Source organism: Agromyces allii, assembly GCF_009749385.1.
Taxonomy (GTDB): domain Bacteria; phylum Actinomycetota; class Actinomycetes; order Actinomycetales; family Microbacteriaceae; genus Agromyces; species Agromyces allii.
In genome coordinates this window covers 29,603-47,567 of the sequence record NZ_WBIN01000001.1, presented here as the reverse complement: position 1 = coordinate 47,567, position 17,965 = coordinate 29,603, and the positions used below count along the sequence as shown (strand labels likewise).

Genomic DNA, 17,965 nt, shown 5'->3' with positions numbered 1-17,965 from the left:
TCGAAGTACCATGGGAAGTCCTGCCCATTCGGGAGCGTCCGGGGCCCGTGTTAGCGTGGGCCGCGGTCCGCCGAGTGATGGACCCCCGCCGCCCATACCGACGGATGCAACGAGGAGTAGAGATTGTCCGGCTTCACCTCCTGGTTGCGTGCGCGGAAGACGCTCGCCTCCGGTGTCGCGATCGCCGTGCTCGTCGGAGCTCCCGTCACGGTCGCGGTGCTGCACCAGGGCTTCCCGGTCACCGATCCCGACCTGCGCGCGCGCGAGGTGTGGGTCACGAACGCCGAAGAGCTGCTCGCCGGTCGCCTCAACCGGCAGATCGAAGAGCTCGACGCCGCGGTGTCGACCGCGTCGAACGAGGCCGACGTCTTCCAGAACGGTGACGACGCGTTCGTCTACGACCCCGCCGTCGGCTCGATCGAGCGCATCGACCCGTCGTTCACGACCCTCTCGCAGCGCATCGACGTGCCGCCCGCGTCGAAGATCGCCTACGGCGGCGACGTCATCGCCGTGCTGTCGCCCGCAGGAGAGCTCTGGAACGTGCAGGCCGGCGCAGAACTGCAGTTCGACTGGCGCGGCACCGACCCGATCGCGAAACTCGGCGACGACGCCGAGGTCGCCGTCTCCGACGCCGGCACGATCTTCGCGACGTCCGTCGAGAAGGGCACCCTCAAGACCTTCGAGCGCGGGTCGGCCGACACGCCCTCGTCGACCGAGGTGAGCGACCTCGGCGAGCACCAGCTGGCAGCCGTGGGCGAACGCCCCGTGATCTTCGACGAGGAACGCGACGTGCTCGTCGTCGACGGTCGCGTGACGGAGCTGCCCGGCGAGGGTCTGCGCCTGCAGCAGTCGAGCGCCGAGCACGACGCCGCGTACGTCGCGACGGCGACCGGCATCGTCGAGGTGGGTCTCGACGACGGCGCCGTGCGCGAACTCGACGCAGAGGCGCCGGCCGGTTCGAGCGGTGCGGCGGATGTCGCGGCGCCCGTCTGGCTCGACGGCTGCGTCCACGGGGCCTGGGCCGAGGCCGGCCGCTACCTCGCGTCGTGCGACGGCGAGAAGCCGCGGCTGCTCGACATCGACCAGCCGACCGCCGGAGCCCGACTCGAGTTCCGCGTGAACCGCGACGTGATCGCGCTCAACAACCTCACCAACGGCAACGCCTGGCTCGTCGACTCCGAGCTCCGGCTCGTCGACAACTGGGAGGAGGTGACCCCTCCCGAGGAGAGCGACGAGCTCGAGGGCGACGAGAAGAGCGCGCAGCAGACCTTCGAGGACACGATCGCCGAGCGCACCGCCCAGAACCGGCCGCCGGTCGCGCGCGACGACGACTTCGGTGCGCGCCCCGGGCGAACGACGATCCTCGAGGTGCTCGAGAACGACACCGACCCCGACGGCGACGTGCTCGCCGTGTCGTCGGTGACCGAGATCCCCGAGTCGATGGGCCGCATCGAGCAGATCGACGGCGGCCGCGCGCTGCAGTTCTCGCCCGCCGAGGGCGCCGCCGGCACGGTCTCGTTCCGGTACTCCGTCAGCGACGGGCGCGACGGCGTGGCCGAGGCATCCGTCAACGTCCGCATCGTGCCCGACAGTGAGAACACCGCTCCGATCTCGTCCCGCTCCGGCGCGATCAGCGTCGAGCAGGGCCAGCAGGTGTCGTACAACGTGCTGACCGACTGGAACGACCCCGACGGCGACGACCTCTATCTCGTCAACGCCTCGCCGGTGGGCGGCGACTCCGTCCGCTTCAGTCCAGACGGCAACCTCACGTTCCAGCACAAGTCCGCCGAACTCGGCCAGAAGGAGGTGCAGTTCACGGTCTCCGACGGGCAGACCGCGGCCACCGGCACGCTCACGGTCGAGGTCAAGCCGTCGGGTTCGCTGAACCCCATCGGAACCCCCGACTTCGCGAGGGTGTTCGTCGGCGAGAAGACGCTCATCGAGCCGCTCGTGAACGACATCTCGCCCTCGGGCGCTCCGCTCGCACTGCTCGGCGTCGATGAGGCGCCCGAGAACGCCGAGGTGAAGCCGAACGTCGAACGCGGCTCGATCACCTTCTCGAGCGCCGAACCCGGCGACTACGTGTTCGTGTACAACCTCGGTGCCGGTTCGGCCGTGAGCGTCGGCCTGATCCGGGTGCAGGTGGTCGAGCAGCCGGCCGAGGCGCTCGCGCCCATCGCCGTGAAGGACACCGCATACCTGCGGCCCGGTGAGCCGCTGTCGATTCCGGTGCTCGCCAACGACGTCTCGCCCTCGGGTCGGGTGCTCGCCGTGCAGTCGGTCGACGACACGGCCACCGACGGGCTCGTCTCGGTGGAGCTCCTCACCAACACGGTCACGCGGGTCACCGCTTCGGCGGCCCTCGACCGCCAGTTGCAGTTCTCGTACACCGTCTCCGACGGCATCAACTCGGCGACCTCCACCGTCACGGTGGTCCCCGTGCCGCCGCTCGTGAAGAACCAACCGCCCGTGGCCGTCGACGACGCCGCGATCGTCCGTGCCGGCGACATCGTGACCGTTCCGGTCACCGAGAACGACTTCCACCCCGACGCGGCCGCATTCCACGTGCTGCCCGAGCTCGCGACCGGTGACGACTTCCCGGGGCTCGCCTTCGTCGACGACGACACCGTTCGCTACCAGGCACCCGACAAGCCGGGCGTGTTCAGCCTCGACTACGAGATCAGCGACGACACCGAGCAGACCGCCAAGGCCACGCTCACGTTCACGGTCGTGGCCCGCGGCAGCGACGGCAACCGTCCGCCCCTGCCCACGCCCATCACCTCGCGCACGTTCGCGGGGTCCGGCGTGAAGATCGACATCCCCCTCGACGGACTCGATCCCGACGGCGACTCGGTGACCCTCACGCGCATCACCTCCGCTCCGTCGCTCGGGCAGGTCAGCGACCTCACGAGCACGAGTCTGCTCTACGCGGCGATGCCCGGCTCAGCCGGCACCGATACCTTCACCTACGAGATCCGGGACACCTACGGAGCGACGGCGACCGGCACCATCCGTATCGGCGTCATCCCGCGTCCGGTCGTCCAGCTGCCGCCGAGCGCGGTCGATGACTCGATCGAGATGAAGCCCGGCCGCACCGCATCGGTCGAGGTGCTCCTCAACGACTCCGATCCGAGCGGCTACAGCCTGCGCGTCGCGAGCCTCCCCGACATCGCCGAGGGGCTGAAGGCCGAGATCCGCGACCTCCGCCGCGTCGTCGTCGAGGCCCCCGCGCAGGAGGGTGCCTACACGATCCGCTACGAGATCTCGAACGGCCACGGCGGCGCCGACACCGCGTTCCTCCAGATCGCGGTCACCGAAGACGCCGTCATCCTGCCGCCGACGGCCGAGGACCAGGTCATCGAGCCCGAGGAGGTGCTCGACGGCGAAGACGTCACCGTGACCCCGCTCGCCGACGCCACGAATCCGGGCGGCCTCGTGGAGGACCTCGCCGTGACCGTCGAGGGTCCGAATGCCTCGAAGGCAGAGGTCGACGCCGACGGGCGCATCACCGTGAAGCCCGGCTCGGAGCGCTACGCGGTCGCCTACCGGGTCACGAACGACCTCGACGACCTCTCGGCGATGGCGTTCGTGATCGTGCCCCCGGTTCCGGGCGGCGCGGACGCCACGGTCGACGAGACCCAGGCGCCCGAAGAGACGCAGAAGCCCAAGACGCCCGAGGAACTGCAGGCCGAGGAGAAGGCGAAGTTCCCCGCGCCGTACCTCAAGGACCTCGATCCGATCGTGGTGCCCATGAACGGGGAGATCGACTGGAGCGTCGACGACCTCGTCGAGGTGCCGTCGGGCAATCCCGCGCTGATCCTCTCCGCGAATGCGAGCGCCACGGAGGAAGAGGTCCAGATCGACGGCACGCACCTGCAGTACGTGCCCACCAAGGAGTACCGCGGGCCGGCGTCCCTGACGTTCGAGGTCACCGACGGCAAGAACGCCGACGACCCGATCGGCCGCACGGCGATCCTGACGTTGCCGATCACGGTCGGCGACCCCGACTTCAACGACACGCCCCCGACGTTCACGCCGCGCGCCGAGACGATCGAGGCGGGCGAACCGGCCCGCGAGATCGACCTGCGGCAGTCGAGCGACCAGCCGAATCCCGACAACATCGAGCGCATCACCTACACGAACCTGGGCGGCACGACGGACGACATCCAAGCCGAGATCGTCGATGGGGCGACCCTTCGCTTCAAGGCTCCGCTCGGCGTGCAGAAGGGCGCGTCGACGCGCATCACGTTCGACGTGAACTTCAACGAGTTCACCGTCCCGGGATACATCGACGTGAAGGTGGTGTCGTCGACCAGGGCGTTGCCGAGGGCGGTCGACGACGGCGACTTCGAGATGGACCGCAGTGCCTCGCGCCCCATCGACGTCCTCGCCAACGACTTCAACCCGTTCGGGCAGGACGGCGTTCCCCTGGTCGTCGTCGGGGCCGAGATCGATCAGGCCTCGGTGGGATCGACCGCGTCGGTGACCTACACCGCGACCGACATCACGGTCCGCACGGGTGCGGCGTTCACGGGAACGCTCAGCGTGATCTACACCATCGAAGACGGCACGAAGGACCCGGATCGACGCACCACCGGTCGCGTCACGGTCATCGTGCGCGCGGCGCCCGACGCGCCGAACGCGCCGACCGCGAGCGCATCGGATGCCCAGGGAACCGTTCGGTGGGACGCACCCGCGACGAACAACTCGCCCATCACGCGGTACGAGGTCCAGTGGACCGGTGGCGGAAGCAGGATCTTCGATGCGAGCACCGCGGGCACGAGCCAGACCATCGGGCTGACCAACGGCACCACCTACACGTTCTCGGTTCGCGCCGAGAACCAGCACAAGGGCTGGGGTGCGTGGTCGTTGTCCAGCAACGCGGTGACGCCGTACGGCACGCCGGGCGCGCCCGGCGTGAGCGTGCGCTCGAGCGGCGACGCCCCCTCGACGATCACGGCGTCGTGGAGCGTTCCTGCGTCCGGCGGCGGATCGCTCTCGTACCGCGCGCGGATCGACGGCGGCTCGTGGCGCGACGTCGGCGGAGCGACCTCCACGGCGTGGGGCGGCGTCGGTGCCGGCCGCCACACCGTCGAGGTCGAGGCCACCAACACCGGTGACAAGCGGGGGCCCGCCGGATCCGACAGCGTGAGCGTCTCGAACCCCCCGCCGCCTCCCAGAACCGTCTCGCTCAGTAAGGGCGAGCGCGTGGGCTACTACAACGGCCAGTACGGCTACTGCGGCGGCAACTGCTGGTTCTACAACGTGAGCGTCTCGAACTTCCAACCCGGAACGACCGTGCAGATGGTGCCCTACTGCAACGGCGGGGCGCTGAAGGGTCGCTACAACATCTCGATCGACGGCAACGGCAACGGCAGCTTCGTCGGCCGGTGGAACGGCAGCACCCCGTCGAGCTTCTGCGGCGACGTCGGGTCGGTGACGGTCGACGGTGTTCGCAGCAACAACTGGTGAGGCATCCGGCCCGGGCATCCGGCCGGTTCTCGGACCGAATTACGTGAGGAAACAGAAATGGCAGTAACGCAGGAGCAGGCGCAGTGGTTCCAGGACGCCTTCTCGAAGCTCGTCGACAACATCGATCAGGCGATCCTCGGCAAGCGCCAGATCATCGAGCTCGTCGTGACGGCGCTGCTCTCCGACGGGCACGTCCTGCTCGAGGACTTCCCCGGCACGGGCAAGACGGTGCTCGCGAAGGCCCTCGCGAACACGCTCGACGGCACGCATTCGCGCATCCAGTTCACGCCCGACCTGCTGCCCTCCGACGTCACGGGCGTCACGATCTTCGACCAGGGCAAGGGACAGTTCGAGTTCCACCGCGGCCCGATCTTCGCCTCGATCGTGCTCGCCGACGAGATCAACCGAGCGAGCCCGAAGACGCAGTCCGCGCTCCTCGAGGTCATGGAGGAGGGCCGTGTGACGGTCGACGGCGTCGGCTACGAGGTCGGCAGCCCGTTCATGGTCATCGCCACGCAGAACCCGGTCGAGCAGGCCGGCACCTACTCGCTCCCCGAGGCGCAGCTCGACCGCTTCCTCATCAAGACCTCGCTCGGCTACCCCGACCACGAGACGGCCGTGACGCTGCTGATCGACTCGGCCAACCGCGCCCGCGCGTCGAAGGTCTCGCCGATCATCGCCTCGAGCTCGGTCACGACCATGGCGAAGCTGGCCTCGGAGGTGTACGTCGACGCCTCGGTGCTCTCGTACCTGAACGAACTCGTCACCGGCACCCGCACGCATCAGCACTCCGCGCTCGGCGTCAGCATGCGCGGTGCGCTCGCACTGGCCCGCGCGACGAAGACGTGGGCCATCGCGCACGGCCGCACGTACGTCACGCCCGACGACGTGCGCGAGCTCGCGGTGCCCGTGCTCGCGCACCGCATCATCGTCGACCCCGAGGCCGAGTTCGCCGGCGCCACGGCCGAGGACATCGTCTCCTCGGTGATCGTCGACGTCGCTCCGCCCGCCTACCGCGCCGCATGAGCGCCGAGCCGCGCGCGCCCCGAGTTCCGTCGCAGGCGCACATCGCCGCGCTGGCGGTCGGACGCTCGCTCGCGGCATCCGCTCGATCGGCGATGCAGGTCGTCGCGCGCGGCGCCCGCACCGTCGGTCACGCGACCGCCCCCGTCACGGGCGTGATCTCGGTCACGGGTTGGCTCGTGCTGCTCGCCTCGCTCGTGGCGTTCGTCGTCGCCTGGCTGCTCGGCTGGATCGAGCTCGCCTTCCTCGGCGCGACCCTGCTCGCCGCGATGCTCGTGAGCATTCCCTACACGCTCGGCCGCATGCACTACCGCGTCGAGGTCGCGCTGCAGCCGACCCGCGTCGTGGCGGGGGAGCGGGCGTTCGGTCGCCTGCTGGTCGTGAACACCGGCGCGAAGCCGTCGATCCCGTCGCGTCTCGAGCTGCCCGTGGGCGCCGGCCTCGCCGAGTTCATCGTGCCGGCGCTGCCGACGACGGCCGAGCACGAAGAACTCTTCGCCGTGCCGACGAACCGCCGCGCCGTCATCGTGGCCGGCCCGGCCGTCTCGGTTCGCGGCGACCAGCTCGGCCTCCTCCGGCGCATCGTGCGCTGGAGCGAGCCCGTCGAGCTCTTCGTGCACCCCGTCACGGCACGGCTCAAGCCGTCGGCCGCCGGGCTCGTGCGCGACCTCGAGGGCGAGGTCACGAAGACCATCACCGACAACGACATCTCGTTCCATGCGCTGCGCGCGTACCAGCCCGGCGACGCGCTTCGCAACGTGCACTGGCGGACCTCGGCGCGCACCGGCCAGCTCATGGTGCGCCAGTACGAGGAGACCCGGCGCTCGCAGCTCGCGCTGCTGCAGCGCACCGAACGCTCGACCTACGCCTCCGACGAGGAGTTCGAGCTCGGCGTGTCGGTGCTCGCCTCGCTCGGGGTCCAGGTGATCCGCGACGCCACGCGCGTCGACGTGCTCACCGAGGAGCTCTCGCTCCGCACGGCGACCCCGACCGCACTGCTCGACGACACGAGTCGCGTGGCCGCGGCATCCGGAGCATTCGATTCGATGCGGTCGTTCGTGCGCGAGCGCACGAAGCGACGCTCGGCGGCGAGCGGCGCCCACCACGTCCCCGGCGCCGCGGGGCCCCCCCCCCGGGGGGGGGGGGCCGCGCCCCCCGGGGGCGCGGGGGGGGGGGGGGGGGGGGGCCCCCCCCCCCCCCCGCGACTCTCGGCGCCGAGCGTCGCCATCATCGTCGCCGGCTCCGAGGTGCCGCTCTCGGAGTTCAGGTCGGCCGAGACCGTCTTCGGTGCCGACACCCAGACGCTCGGTTTCCGGGTCGAGTCCGGTGCGGCCTCCCGCATCGCGAAGGTCGCGGGCACCACGGTGGTCACCGTCGGGGCCCTCTCCGACCTCGCCCGACTCGTCGGAAGGGTGCGCCCGTGAACCGCATTCCGCGCACCGCCGTGACCGATCTCGTCGTGCTGTCGGTGCTCTCGCTGCTCGCGATCCTCGGCTACGAGACCAGCTTCGGCGACCTCGACTTCCTGGTCGCAGCCCTCGCCGGTCTCGTGGTGGGCACGCTCGCCGCGGTGCTCGGCACCCTGCTGCGCCTCGGCGTGCTCACGACCGTCGTCCTCGGCCTGGCCATGTACTTCGTGCTCGGCACGCCGTTCACGATGCCCGACTCGGCGATCTTCGTCGTGCTGCCGAGCCTCACCTCCCTCGCCGGGCTCGCGATCGGCGCGGTGTACGGCTGGGCCGACATCCTCACCATCGGCACACCCGTTGAAGCGCCGTACTACGTCGCCGTCGTTCCGTACGTGGCGGCCTGGGCGGTCGCGTTGGCCGGTTCGATGCTCGTGCTGCGATGGCTCCCGCGCAGACGCACCGTGGTCCGCAGCGCGGTCATCCTCATCGGACCGGTGCTGCTCTTCGTCTCGGGCATCCTGCTCGGCACCGACGAGGCCTTCTACGCGGGTGTCCGCGGCGTCGCGTTCGCCGTGATCGCGCTCGTGTGGCTCGCCTGGCGACGTGGATCGGACGTCGAGACCGATGCCGCCGGCGCCCGGCGGCTGCGCAACCAGAAACTCCGCGGCTCGGCGGTCGTCGTCGCGGGTGCTGTCGCGATCGGCGCCGTCGCCGGTCTCGCGGTCGCGCCCGTCGCGCCCGAGCGGTTCGTGCTCCGCGACCAGGTCGTGCCCCCGTTCGACCCGCTCGAGTTCGCGAGTCCGCTCGCGGGGTTCCGCAACTACACCAAGGACCTCGCCGAGGAGCCGCTGTTCACGATCACCGGACTCGAACCCGGCGACACCGTGCGGCTCGCCACGATGAACTCCTACACCGGACGGCTCTGGAACGTCGCCGGCCCAGGCGACTCCGACGACGACGGCGGATACGCCATCACCGGGCAGACCCTCCCGCGGCCGCCGCTCGCGGAGCTCGGCAGTTCGCGCTCGATCGAGGTCGAGGTGGCGGGCTACGACGACGTCTGGCTGCCGACCGTCGGCTATGGCAGCGAACTGCGGCTCGAAGACGCGGGCAGCACGGAACGCGAAGGCGACCTCCGCTACAACGCCGCCGCCGGCACCGCCGTGCTGACGAGCGGCATCGGCGAGGGCACCCGGTATCGACTCGACGCCGACACGCAGGTCGAGCCCAGCGACGAGGACCTCGCCGACGTTCCGATCGCCTCGATCGAACTGCCGCCCGTCGAGAACGTGCCCGACGTCGTCACCGCCAAGGGTGCGGAGTACGCGGGCGACGCCGCCACGCCGATCGAGCAGCTCCGCAACATCGAGCGCGGGCTGAAGACCAACGGATTCCTGAGCCACGGGCTCGCCTCCGATTCGGTCGCCTCGCGAGCCGGCCACGGCGCCGACCGTCTCATCGAGCTCTTCACGCGATCGTCGATGGTCGGCGACGAGGAGCAGTACGCCGCGGCGATGGCGCTGATGGTGCGCCAACTCGGCTACCCGGCACGTGTCGTCATGGGCTTCGCGCCCGAGATCGGAGAAGACCAGGAGTCCGTCGAGGTGCTCGGCGAAGATGTCACGGCGTGGGTCGAGGTGCCGTTCGAAGGCGTGGGCTGGGTCTCGTTCCGGCCGACGCCCGACGAGGTCGACGCCCCGCAGGAGCAGACGCCGAAGCCGAAGTCGGAGCCGCAGCCGCAGGTGCGCCAGCCCCCGCGTGCGGAGGCCGTCGAAGACGATCTCCTGTCGACGGTCGAGATCGACGACACCGACGATGAAGACAAGGATCGCCCGTTCAAGGTTCCCGGGTGGGTCTGGGTCGCGACGGCCTCGCTCGGCATCCCGCTGGCGATCGTCTTCCTCCCGATGCTCTTCGTCGCGATGGCCAAGGAACGCCGACGTCGCAAGCGCCGCTCGCGCGAGAACGAGATCGCGGCGGCCGCGGCCTGGGACGAACTCATCGACCGGTACGCCGAGCTCGGCTTCGAGCCCCCCGAACGATCGTCGCGCCTCCAGACCGCCCGCGCGCTCGAGCGGCAGGCGGTCGAGCAGGGCGTCGTCTCGACGGCCGATCCGGGTGCGCTCCGGCTGACCTCGCTCGCGGCGAGCGTCGACCGCGACGTGTTCGACGGCCAGCAGGTCGCGAGCGAGACCGTCGTGAAGCGCTGGAGCGAGGCGGATGCCGCGGCCGCCGCGGTCACGGCCGCGGTCGGGCGTTCGCGCCGGCTCATCGCCAGGTACCGCATGCATCGTCGCCGATAGACTTCGAGCGTGGTCGCTCCGGAGTTCATCGTTCCGCCGCCCGGGTTGATTCCCGACGCGCCGAAGCCGAACGCGCCCGAAGGCGAGGGCTACACCCGCCCTCCGGCCGAGCGCGGAGACCAGGGCGACCAGACGGTGAGGGCGCTGCCGGCGCGCTCGCTGCCGACCTTCACCCCGTTGCCGAGCGGGCCGCCTGCGGCATCCGTCGCCGTGCCCGCGGCTCTTCGCCCCGCCGAGTCCGTGCCCGAGGCTGCTGCGTCGTTCTCACTCGTCTCCGCGGCCGGAGAGACGATCGAACTCATCGGGCGGGTCGTCGTCGGACGCAATCCGACCGTCGACGACGCCCATCCGGGCGCGCGTGCGATGGCCGTGCTCGACCCCACACGAACGGTGTCCAAGACGCATGCGCTCGTCGAGGTCACACAGGGCCGTGTCGTCATCACCGACCTGCATTCGACGAACGGCGTCGCGGTGCAGGCCGGCGGCGGTGAGCTCACCGTGCTCGACCCCGGCGCCCCCGCCGAACTCGAGGTCGGCACGACCCTCAGGCTGGGCGACCTCGCGCTGACCCTGCGCCGGACCCCCGGCGTCACGGTGTAGCCTGTGATGATGCGCGCCACACGACGTCTTCTCCTTCGGTGCCGCGGCGGGGCCTCGATCTAGGCCGTACCCGTCGCGGAGTCCGTCGTCGGCCGTTCCCTGTCCCCGAGGAAGACGAACGCATGAACAACAGCAGCATCGCAAGTGCACGCCCGCGCACCCTGGCCGAGAAGGTCTGGGATGCCCACCTGGTGAAGAAGGGCGAGGACGGCACTCCCGACCTCATCTACATCGACCTCCACCTCGTGCACGAGGTGACGAGCCCGCAGGCCTTCGACGGCCTGCGCATGGCCGGCCGGCCGGTGCGGCGCCCCGATCTCACGATCGCGACCGAAGACCACAACACGCCCACGCTCGCGATCGACAAGCCCATCGCCGATCTGACGAGCCGCACGCAGATCGAGACGCTGCGTCGCAACGCGGCCGAGTTCGGCATCCGCCTGCACTCGCTGGGCGACAAGGAGCAGGGCATCGTGCACGTCGTGGGCCCGCAGCTCGGCCTCACGCAGCCCGGCATCACGGTCGTCTGCGGCGACTCGCACACCTCGACGCACGGGGCCTTCGGCGCGATGGCGTTCGGCATCGGCACGAGCGAGGTCGAGCACGTCATGGCCACACAGACGCTGCCGCTCAAGGCGTTCAAGACCATGGCGATCAACGTCGAGGGCACGTTGCGTCCCGGCGTGACGGCGAAGGACATCATCCTCGCCGTCATCGCGAAGATCGGCACCGGCGGCGGTCAGGGCTACGTGCTCGAGTACCGCGGCAGCGCCATCCGCGCGCTGTCGATGGACGGCCGCATGACGATCTGCAACATGTCGATCGAGGCCGGCGCCCGCGCGGGCATGGTCGCGCCCGACCAGACCACCTTCGACTACCTCGAGGGCCGTGCCCACGCGCCCGAGGGCGACGACTGGACGACCGCGGTCGAGTACTGGCGCACCCTCGCGACCGACGAGGGCGCCGAGTTCGACGCCGAGGTCTTCATCGACGCGGATGCGCTCGAGCCGTTCGTCACGTGGGGCACGAACCCCGGCCAGGGCGTCTCGCTCTCCGAGAACGTGCCAGACCCCGCGGCCATCGAAGACCAGCACGAGCGCGCCGCCGCAGAGCGCGCGCTCGAGTACATGGACCTCGAGGCCGGCACCCCGCTGAAGGACATCCGCGTCGACGCCGTGTTCATGGGCTCGTGCACGAACAGTCGCATCGAAGACCTGCGTGCGTTCGCCTCGATCATCGAGGGCCGGCAGAAGGCCGAGGGCGTTCGCGTCATGGTCGTGCCCGGTTCGGCGCGCGTCCGCCTCGAGGCCGAGGCCGAGGGTCTCGACAAGGTGTTCGAGGCGTTCGGCGCCGAGTGGCGGTTCGCCGGCTGCTCGATGTGCCTCGGCATGAACCCCGACCAGCTCGCCCCCGGCGAGCGGTGCGCCTCGACGTCGAATCGCAACTTCGAGGGTCGGCAGGGCAAGGGCGGTCGCACGCACCTCGTGTCGCCGCTCGTCGCCGCGGCGACCGCGATCCGCGGCACGCTGTCGAGTCCGTGGGATCTGCAGACCGAAGGAGAGGCCCGCTGATGGAGAAGTTCACGACCGTCACCGGCATCGCGGCGCCCCTGCGCCGCTCGAACGTCGACACCGACCAGATCATCCCGGCCGTGTTCCTGAAGCGGGTCACGAAGACCGGCTTCGACGACGCGCTCTTCTACGCCTGGCGCCAGGACCCCGAGTTCATCCTCAACCAGGAGGCCTACCAGGGTGCCCGCGTGCTCATCGCCGGCCCCGACTTCGGCACCGGCTCGAGCCGTGAACACGCGGTCTGGGCGCTGCGCGACTTCGGGTTCGACGTCGTCATCAGCTCGCGTTTCGGCGACATCTTCCGGGGCAACTCCGGCAAGCAGGGACTGCTCGCCGCGCAGGTCGCCTACGAGGACGTCGAGCGCCTGTGGGAGGTCATCGAGGCCGAACCGGGAATAGCGGTGACGGTGGATCTCGTTGCTCGTACGGTCAGCGTCGGAACGCTGACGGTGTCGTTCGACATCGACGACTACACTCGTTGGAGGCTTCTCGAAGGGCTCGACGACATCGGGCTCACCCTGCGTGACGAAGCGGCGATCGCCGAATTCGAGACGCATCGAGAGGCGTGGCGGCCGAAGACACTCCCCATCCGGGAGCCGGCGGAATCAGGAACTCTGTGAACACACTCGGGCAGGATGCCAAGAACCACGCTTCAGCGGTCGGGCTCAACGTCGACCGCATCACGATCAACGGCGGCAAGCCGCTGGTCGGGCGCATCGAACTGAAGGGCGCGAAGAACCTCGTCACCAAGGCGATGGTCGCTGCGATCCTCGGCGACGGGCCGAGCGTGCTGAAGGACGTGCCGAACATCAGCGACGTGCGCATCGTGCGCGGGCTGCTCGAGGTGCACGGCGTGACGGTCACCGACGGCGTCGACGAGGGCGAGCTCATCCTCGACCCGACGGCGGTCGAGTCGGCGCACATGGCCGACATCGACGCCCACGCGGGTTCGAGCCGCATCCCGATCCTGTTCTGCGGCCCGCTGCTGCACAAGCTGGGCGAGGCGTTCATCCCCGACCTCGGCGGGTGCCGCATCGGCGACCGCCCCATCGACTACCACCTCGAGGTGCTGCGCAACTTCGGCGCCATCGTCGAGAAGCTGCCGAGCGGCATCCGCATGTCCGCGCCCGACGGCCTGCACGGCGCGAAGGTGTCGCTGCCGTACCCGAGCGTGGGTGCGACCGAGCAGGTGCTGCTCACCGCGGTGCTCGCCGACGGCATCACCGAGCTCTCGGGCGCGGCCATCGAGCCCGAGATCATGGATCTCATCAACATCCTCCAGAAGATGGGTGCGATCATCACGGTCGACACCGATCGCGTCATCCGCATCGAGGGTGTCGACAAGCTCGCGGGCTACACGCACCGCGCGCTGTTCGACCGCAACGAGGCCGCGAGCTGGGCTGCGGCCGCGCTCGCGACCGAGGGCGACATCTTCGTCGGCGGTGCCCGCCAGGCCGAGATGCTCACCTTCCTCAACGTCTTCCGCAAGGTCGGCGGCGACTTCTCGATCGAAGAGGACGGCATCCGCTTCTTCCACCCCGGCGGCGACCTCAAGCCCGTCATCATCGAGACCGACGTGCACCCCGGGTTCATGACCGACTGGCAGCAGCCGCTCGTCGTGGCGTTGAGCAAGGCCAAGGGCGTCTCGATCGTGCACGAGACGGTCTACGAGCAGCGGTTCGGCTTCGTCGACGCGCTCGTCGAGATGGGCGCCTCGATCGAGGTGCACAAGGAGTGCCTGGGCTCCGCGGCGTGCCGCTTCGGCCAGCGCAACTTCAAGCACTCGGCGGTCATCTCGGGTCCGTCGACGCTCACGGGCGCCGACATCGAGGTGCCCGACCTGCGGGGCGGGTTCAGCCACCTCATCGCGGCGCTCACGGCCGACGGACGCTCGACGGTCTCGAACGTGGGCATCATCGCGCGCGGCTACGAGAACTTCATCACGAAGCTCGAGCTCCTCGGGGCGGACTTCGAACTCGACGCATAATGGGTGAGTGCAACACGACGATCCGTCTCCCGTTCATCCTGTGAAGGCCCGTTCGGAGACCCGCCGCCCCTCGTTCTTCTGGCTCCTCGCCGTGCTGGTGCTGCCGATCCTGAGCCTGATGGTGCGGTTCCGCTTCCACCATCGCGAGCGGATGCCGCAGGCCGGGGCCTTCGTGCTCGCGCCCAATCACTACAGCGAGATCGATCCCGTGGTCATGGGCGCCGCGACCTGGAAGCTCGGGCGGGCACCTCGATTCATGGCCAAGGCCTCGCTGTTCAAGAATCCCGTGCTCGGATGGCTGCTGCGCACCTCGGGGCAGATCCCGGTCGAACGTGCCGGCAGCAAGAGCCATGCTGCACTCCGTGCCGCCGAGGAGCTGGTCGAGAAGGGGCGCATGGTGGTCGTGTACCCCGAGGGCTCCCTCACGCGTGATCCCGACCTGTGGCCGATGCGCGGCAAGACGGGCGCGGTCCGCATCGCACTCGAGCGCGACATCCCGATCGTGCCCGCCGCGCACTGGGGCACGCAGGAGCTCATGGGCCGTTACGGCAAGAAGTTGAAGCCGTTTCCGCGCAAGACGATCGACGTGGTCATCGGCGAACCGCTCGACCTCTCGGCGTACCGCGGCAAGCCCCTCGACCAGGCGACCCTCCTGAAGGCGACCGGAGAGCTCATGGACGCGATCGCGGCGCTGCTCGCCGAGGTGCGCGGCGAACCCGCCCCCGACGAGCGATGGGATCCCACCAAGCACGGTCAGAAGGAGACGGGGCGTCTCGATGGCTAGGGCAGCGGGCAAGCCGGTGCGCGGCACGCGCGTCGCCGTGCTCGGCGCGGGCAGCTGGGGCACGACGTTCGCGAAGATCCTCGCCGACGGCGGCGCCGACGTCGTCATCTGGGCTCGTCGCCCCGAGCTCGCGAAGGAGATCCAGGAGGCGAAGCGCAACAGCGACTACCTCCCCGGAATCAACCTCCCGCTCGGGCTGCGCGCCACGAGCCGGCTCGACGAGGCCCTCGCGGGCGCCGAGCACGTGTTCGTGTCGGTGCCGAGCCAGTCGCTGCGCGAGAACCTCATCGCCGCCGAGCCGTTCCTCCCCGCAGGAGCCTCGATCGTCTCGCTCATGAAGGGCGTCGAGAAGTCGACCGGCCTGCGCATGAGCGAGGTCATCGCCGACGTGCTGCCCATCGATCCGTCGCGCATCGCCGTGATCTCGGGCCCGAACCTCGCGCTCGAGATCGCGAAGGAGCAGCCGACGGCTGCCGTCGTCTCGTCGTCGAGCCTCGAGACGGCGCAGGCCGTGGCATCCGTCGCCCGAAACCGCTACTTCCGTTCGTTCGTGAACACCGACGTGATCGGCACCGAGTTCGGCGGCGTGCTCAAGAACCTCATCGCGGTCGCGATCGGCATCGTCGACGGCGTCGGCTACGGCGAGAACACGAAGGCGTCGATCATCACGCGCGGGTTGGTCGAGATGACCGACTTCGCGGTCGCCTTCGGCGCGCACCCCGACACGCTGTCGGGTCTCGCGGGCCTCGGCGACCTCATCGCCACGAGCCAGTCGCCGCTCTCGCGCAACAACACGGCCGGGCGTCTGCTCGGTCAGGGCTATCACCTCGCCGACGTGGTGAACCAGATGAACCAGACCACCGAGGGCCTCGCGTCAGTCGGCCCCGTGCTCGAACTGGCGCGCGCCAAGGGCGTGGAGATGCCGATCGTCGAGCAGGTGCGCCAGGTGCTCGCCGGCACGCTCGAGCCGCGCGACCTCGCCCCTCACCTCACGACCGATGACGAGCCGCAGGGCGAAAGGACGATGGATGGACAAGCTCAGGGTGGTTCTGCTCTTCGGAGGGCGTTCAAGCGAGCATTCGATCAGCTGCGCGACGGCGGGCGGAGTGCTGGGCGCGATCGACCGTGACCGCTTCGAGGTGATCCCCGTCGGGATCACCCACGACGGCGCGTTCGTGCTCGAGAGCGACGACCCGGCACGCTTCGCGCTCGACCCGGGCCATCTGCCCGAGGTGGTCGACAACGGGTCGCGCGTGCGCTGGCCCGAGAGTTCCGCGTCGCGCGAGCTCAGGGTGACGGATGCCGCTGGCGAGCGTTCGCTCGGCGAGATCGACGTCGTGTTCCCGATCCTGCACGGCCGCTTCGGTGAAGACGGCACCGTCCAGGGGCTGCTCGAGCTCGTCGGCCTGCCGTACGTCGGCAACGGCGTGCTCGCTTCGGCGCTCGGCATGGACAAGCACTTCACGAAGACCGCGCTCGAGGCCGCCGGCATCCCGGTCGCGCCGTGGGTCACGCTCACGCGTGGCGCGCTCGAAGCCGACGCCGAGCTGTGGAACCGTCGGGTGCGCGGCCTCGGCCTGCCCGTGTTCGTCAAGCCCGCACGCGCCGGGTCGTCGGTCGGCGTGACGAAGGTCTCCGACTGGTCCGACCTCGACGCGGCGCTCGAGGTCGCGTTCGCGGAAGACCGCTCCGTGCTCGTCGAGCAGGGTGTGCCCGGTCGGGAGATCGAGATCGCGGTGCTCGAGGGCCGTGACGGCGTGCGCGTGAGCGTGGCCGGCGAGGTCGTCGTGACCGGCCGCGAGTTCTACGACTTCGAGGCCAAGTACCTCGACGCCCCCGGTGTCGACCTGGTCTGCCCCGCCGATCTCGGCGACGGCGAGACCTTCGAGCTCGAGCGCATCGCCCGACGCGCGTTCGAGGCGATCGGCGCTGAGGGCCTCGCGCGCGTCGACGTGTTCCTCGGCGACGAGGGCTTCGTCGTGAACGAGATCAACACGATGCCGGGCTTCACGCCCATCTCGATGTTCCCCACCTGCTGGCTCAACACGGGCCTCAGCTATCCCGAGCTCATCGGGGAGCTCATCGACGTGGGGCACGCGCGCGGCGCTCGCTGACGCGCGGTTCGGAGTTCGACGGTCGGCGTCGGGAGGCGGAAGCCGCCCGGCGCCGTTCTCGTTGCAGCGGGCTGCCGCGATCGGGCTGCCGGAAGTGCCGTCGAGCGGGCTCCTGGAGCGCCTGCCCGTACTCAGTCGGTGGACGGCACGTCGTCGAGCGAGGTGCAGGCGCCGTCTGACGGGATGACCGACACGGCCTGCGAGAGATCGGAGATGGCGGTCGTGCCCGAGACGACGTCGTTGTCGACGAGCACCTGGACGGCGGGCGTGCGACCGTAGGTCGTGAACAGGAACCGCGGGGCGTCGGACTCGTCGATGACCCAGTCGATGCCGTCGACGCTCACGCACCGGTCGGTGGTCGGGCCGAGCGGGGGCACGCCGCAGCGCAGCAGCACGGAGGCCGGGTCGCCCCACGCTGCGGTGCCCTGGGCGTCGGTCTCGCGCTGCGGCTGCTCGGCGACCTCGTCGGGAAGGCGCACGCTGAGCTCGGCGCACGACGTGTCGATCGCCTCGGGGCCGGCCTGCATGTTCACGATCGGCGTGCAGCCGGTGAGGCCCGCGGCGCCGACGAGCGCCAGTGCGGCGACGAGTGCCGAACGGATGCCGGCGACCCGGGTGCGACGGCGGTGCGACGGGATCACGGGGTGCTGAGACATCCGCACCAGCGTACCTTGCGACCCTCCGGAGTTCGGACTCGTGGGC

General features: G+C 70.0%; 12 protein-coding genes. 11 read left to right on the top strand and 1 reads right to left on the bottom strand.

All coding sequences use genetic code 11. The features are described 5' to 3' along the window. Nucleotides 1-123 precede the first annotated feature (123 nt). The 11 genes from GQR16_RS00190 (at nucleotide 124) to GQR16_RS00140 (ending at nucleotide 17,263) form a co-directional block, all read left to right on the top strand. On the top strand, nucleotides 124-5,472 hold the full coding sequence (locus GQR16_RS00190) for an Ig-like domain-containing protein (RefSeq protein WP_157413156.1): 5,349 nt from the start codon (nucleotides 124-126) through the stop codon (nucleotides 5,470-5,472). Nucleotides 5,473-5,529: 57 nt separating this feature from the next. Next, nucleotides 5,530-6,498, top strand: coding sequence for an AAA family ATPase (locus GQR16_RS00185; protein WP_157413155.1), 969 nt, complete (start codon nucleotides 5,530-5,532; stop codon nucleotides 6,496-6,498). Further along, nucleotides 6,495-7,919, top strand: coding sequence for a DUF58 domain-containing protein (locus tag GQR16_RS00180; protein ID WP_157413154.1), 1,425 nt, complete (start codon nucleotides 6,495-6,497; stop codon nucleotides 7,917-7,919). Before GQR16_RS00185 ends, GQR16_RS00180 begins: the two co-directional genes overlap by 4 nt. Further along, a complete protein-coding gene (locus GQR16_RS00175) occupies nucleotides 7,916-10,207 on the top strand; it encodes a transglutaminase-like domain-containing protein (protein ID WP_157413153.1) in 2,292 nt (763 codons plus the stop codon). Before GQR16_RS00180 ends, GQR16_RS00175 begins: the two co-directional genes overlap by 4 nt. A 9-nt stretch (nucleotides 10,208-10,216) precedes the next feature. Beyond that, nucleotides 10,217-10,807 (top strand): FHA domain-containing protein, encoded by a 591-nt coding sequence (locus GQR16_RS00170; RefSeq protein WP_157413152.1) that lies wholly within the window; start codon nucleotides 10,217-10,219, stop codon nucleotides 10,805-10,807. A gap of 122 nt (nucleotides 10,808-10,929) precedes the next feature. Then, on the top strand, nucleotides 10,930-12,378 hold the full coding sequence (gene leuC / locus GQR16_RS00165; protein ID WP_157413151.1) for a 3-isopropylmalate dehydratase large subunit: 1,449 nt from the start codon (nucleotides 10,930-10,932) through the stop codon (nucleotides 12,376-12,378). Further along, nucleotides 12,378-12,998, top strand: coding sequence for a 3-isopropylmalate dehydratase small subunit (leuD, locus tag GQR16_RS00160; RefSeq protein ID WP_157413150.1), 621 nt, complete (start codon nucleotides 12,378-12,380; stop codon nucleotides 12,996-12,998). Before leuC ends, leuD begins: the two co-directional genes overlap by 1 nt. Then, entirely contained in the window at nucleotides 12,995-14,365 is a 1,371-nt protein-coding gene (gene murA / locus GQR16_RS00155; protein ID WP_157413149.1) for a UDP-N-acetylglucosamine 1-carboxyvinyltransferase, read from the top strand. The genes leuD and murA overlap by 4 nt, the downstream gene beginning before the upstream one ends. Before the next feature lie 40 nt (nucleotides 14,366-14,405). After that, nucleotides 14,406-15,149 (top strand): lysophospholipid acyltransferase family protein, encoded by a 744-nt coding sequence (locus GQR16_RS00150; RefSeq protein WP_246200357.1) that lies wholly within the window; start codon nucleotides 14,406-14,408, stop codon nucleotides 15,147-15,149. Continuing rightward, complete coding sequence (locus tag GQR16_RS00145) at nucleotides 15,142-16,278, top strand: NAD(P)H-dependent glycerol-3-phosphate dehydrogenase (RefSeq protein WP_157413148.1); 1,137 nt, start codon at nucleotides 15,142-15,144, stop codon at nucleotides 16,276-16,278. The genes GQR16_RS00150 and GQR16_RS00145 overlap by 8 nt, the downstream gene beginning before the upstream one ends. Next, on the top strand, nucleotides 16,178-17,263 hold the full coding sequence (locus GQR16_RS00140; RefSeq protein WP_157413147.1) for a D-alanine--D-alanine ligase family protein: 1,086 nt from the start codon (nucleotides 16,178-16,180) through the stop codon (nucleotides 17,261-17,263). The genes GQR16_RS00145 and GQR16_RS00140 overlap by 101 nt, the downstream gene beginning before the upstream one ends. Nucleotides 17,264-17,394: 131 nt before the next feature. Here the strand turns inward: GQR16_RS00140 and GQR16_RS00135 are convergent, their stop codons facing one another. Further along, nucleotides 17,395-17,919 (bottom strand): DUF3515 family protein, encoded by a 525-nt coding sequence (locus GQR16_RS00135; RefSeq protein WP_157413146.1) that lies wholly within the window; start codon nucleotides 17,917-17,919, stop codon nucleotides 17,395-17,397. Between the last annotated feature and the right edge of the window lie 46 nt (nucleotides 17,920-17,965).

Bases quoted from the DNA above. Each gene is read 5' to 3' on its own strand.
- GQR16_RS00185 (WP_157413155.1), top strand. From the start codon at position 5,530: ATGGCAGTAACGCAGGAGCAGGCGCAGTGGTTCCAGGACGCCTTCTCG.
- GQR16_RS00180 (WP_157413154.1), top strand. From the start codon at position 6,495: ATGAGCGCCGAGCCGCGCGCGCCCCGAGTTCCGTCGCAGGCGCACATC.
- leuC (WP_157413151.1), top strand. From the start codon at position 10,930: ATGAACAACAGCAGCATCGCAAGTGCACGCCCGCGCACCCTGGCCGAG.
- leuD (WP_157413150.1), top strand. From the start codon at position 12,378: ATGGAGAAGTTCACGACCGTCACCGGCATCGCGGCGCCCCTGCGCCGC.
- GQR16_RS00145 (WP_157413148.1), top strand. From the start codon at position 15,142: ATGGCTAGGGCAGCGGGCAAGCCGGTGCGCGGCACGCGCGTCGCCGTG.
- GQR16_RS00140 (WP_157413147.1), top strand. From the start codon at position 16,178: ATGGACAAGCTCAGGGTGGTTCTGCTCTTCGGAGGGCGTTCAAGCGAG.
- GQR16_RS00135 (WP_157413146.1), bottom strand. From the start codon at position 17,919: ATGTCTCAGCACCCCGTGATCCCGTCGCACCGCCGTCGCACCCGGGTC.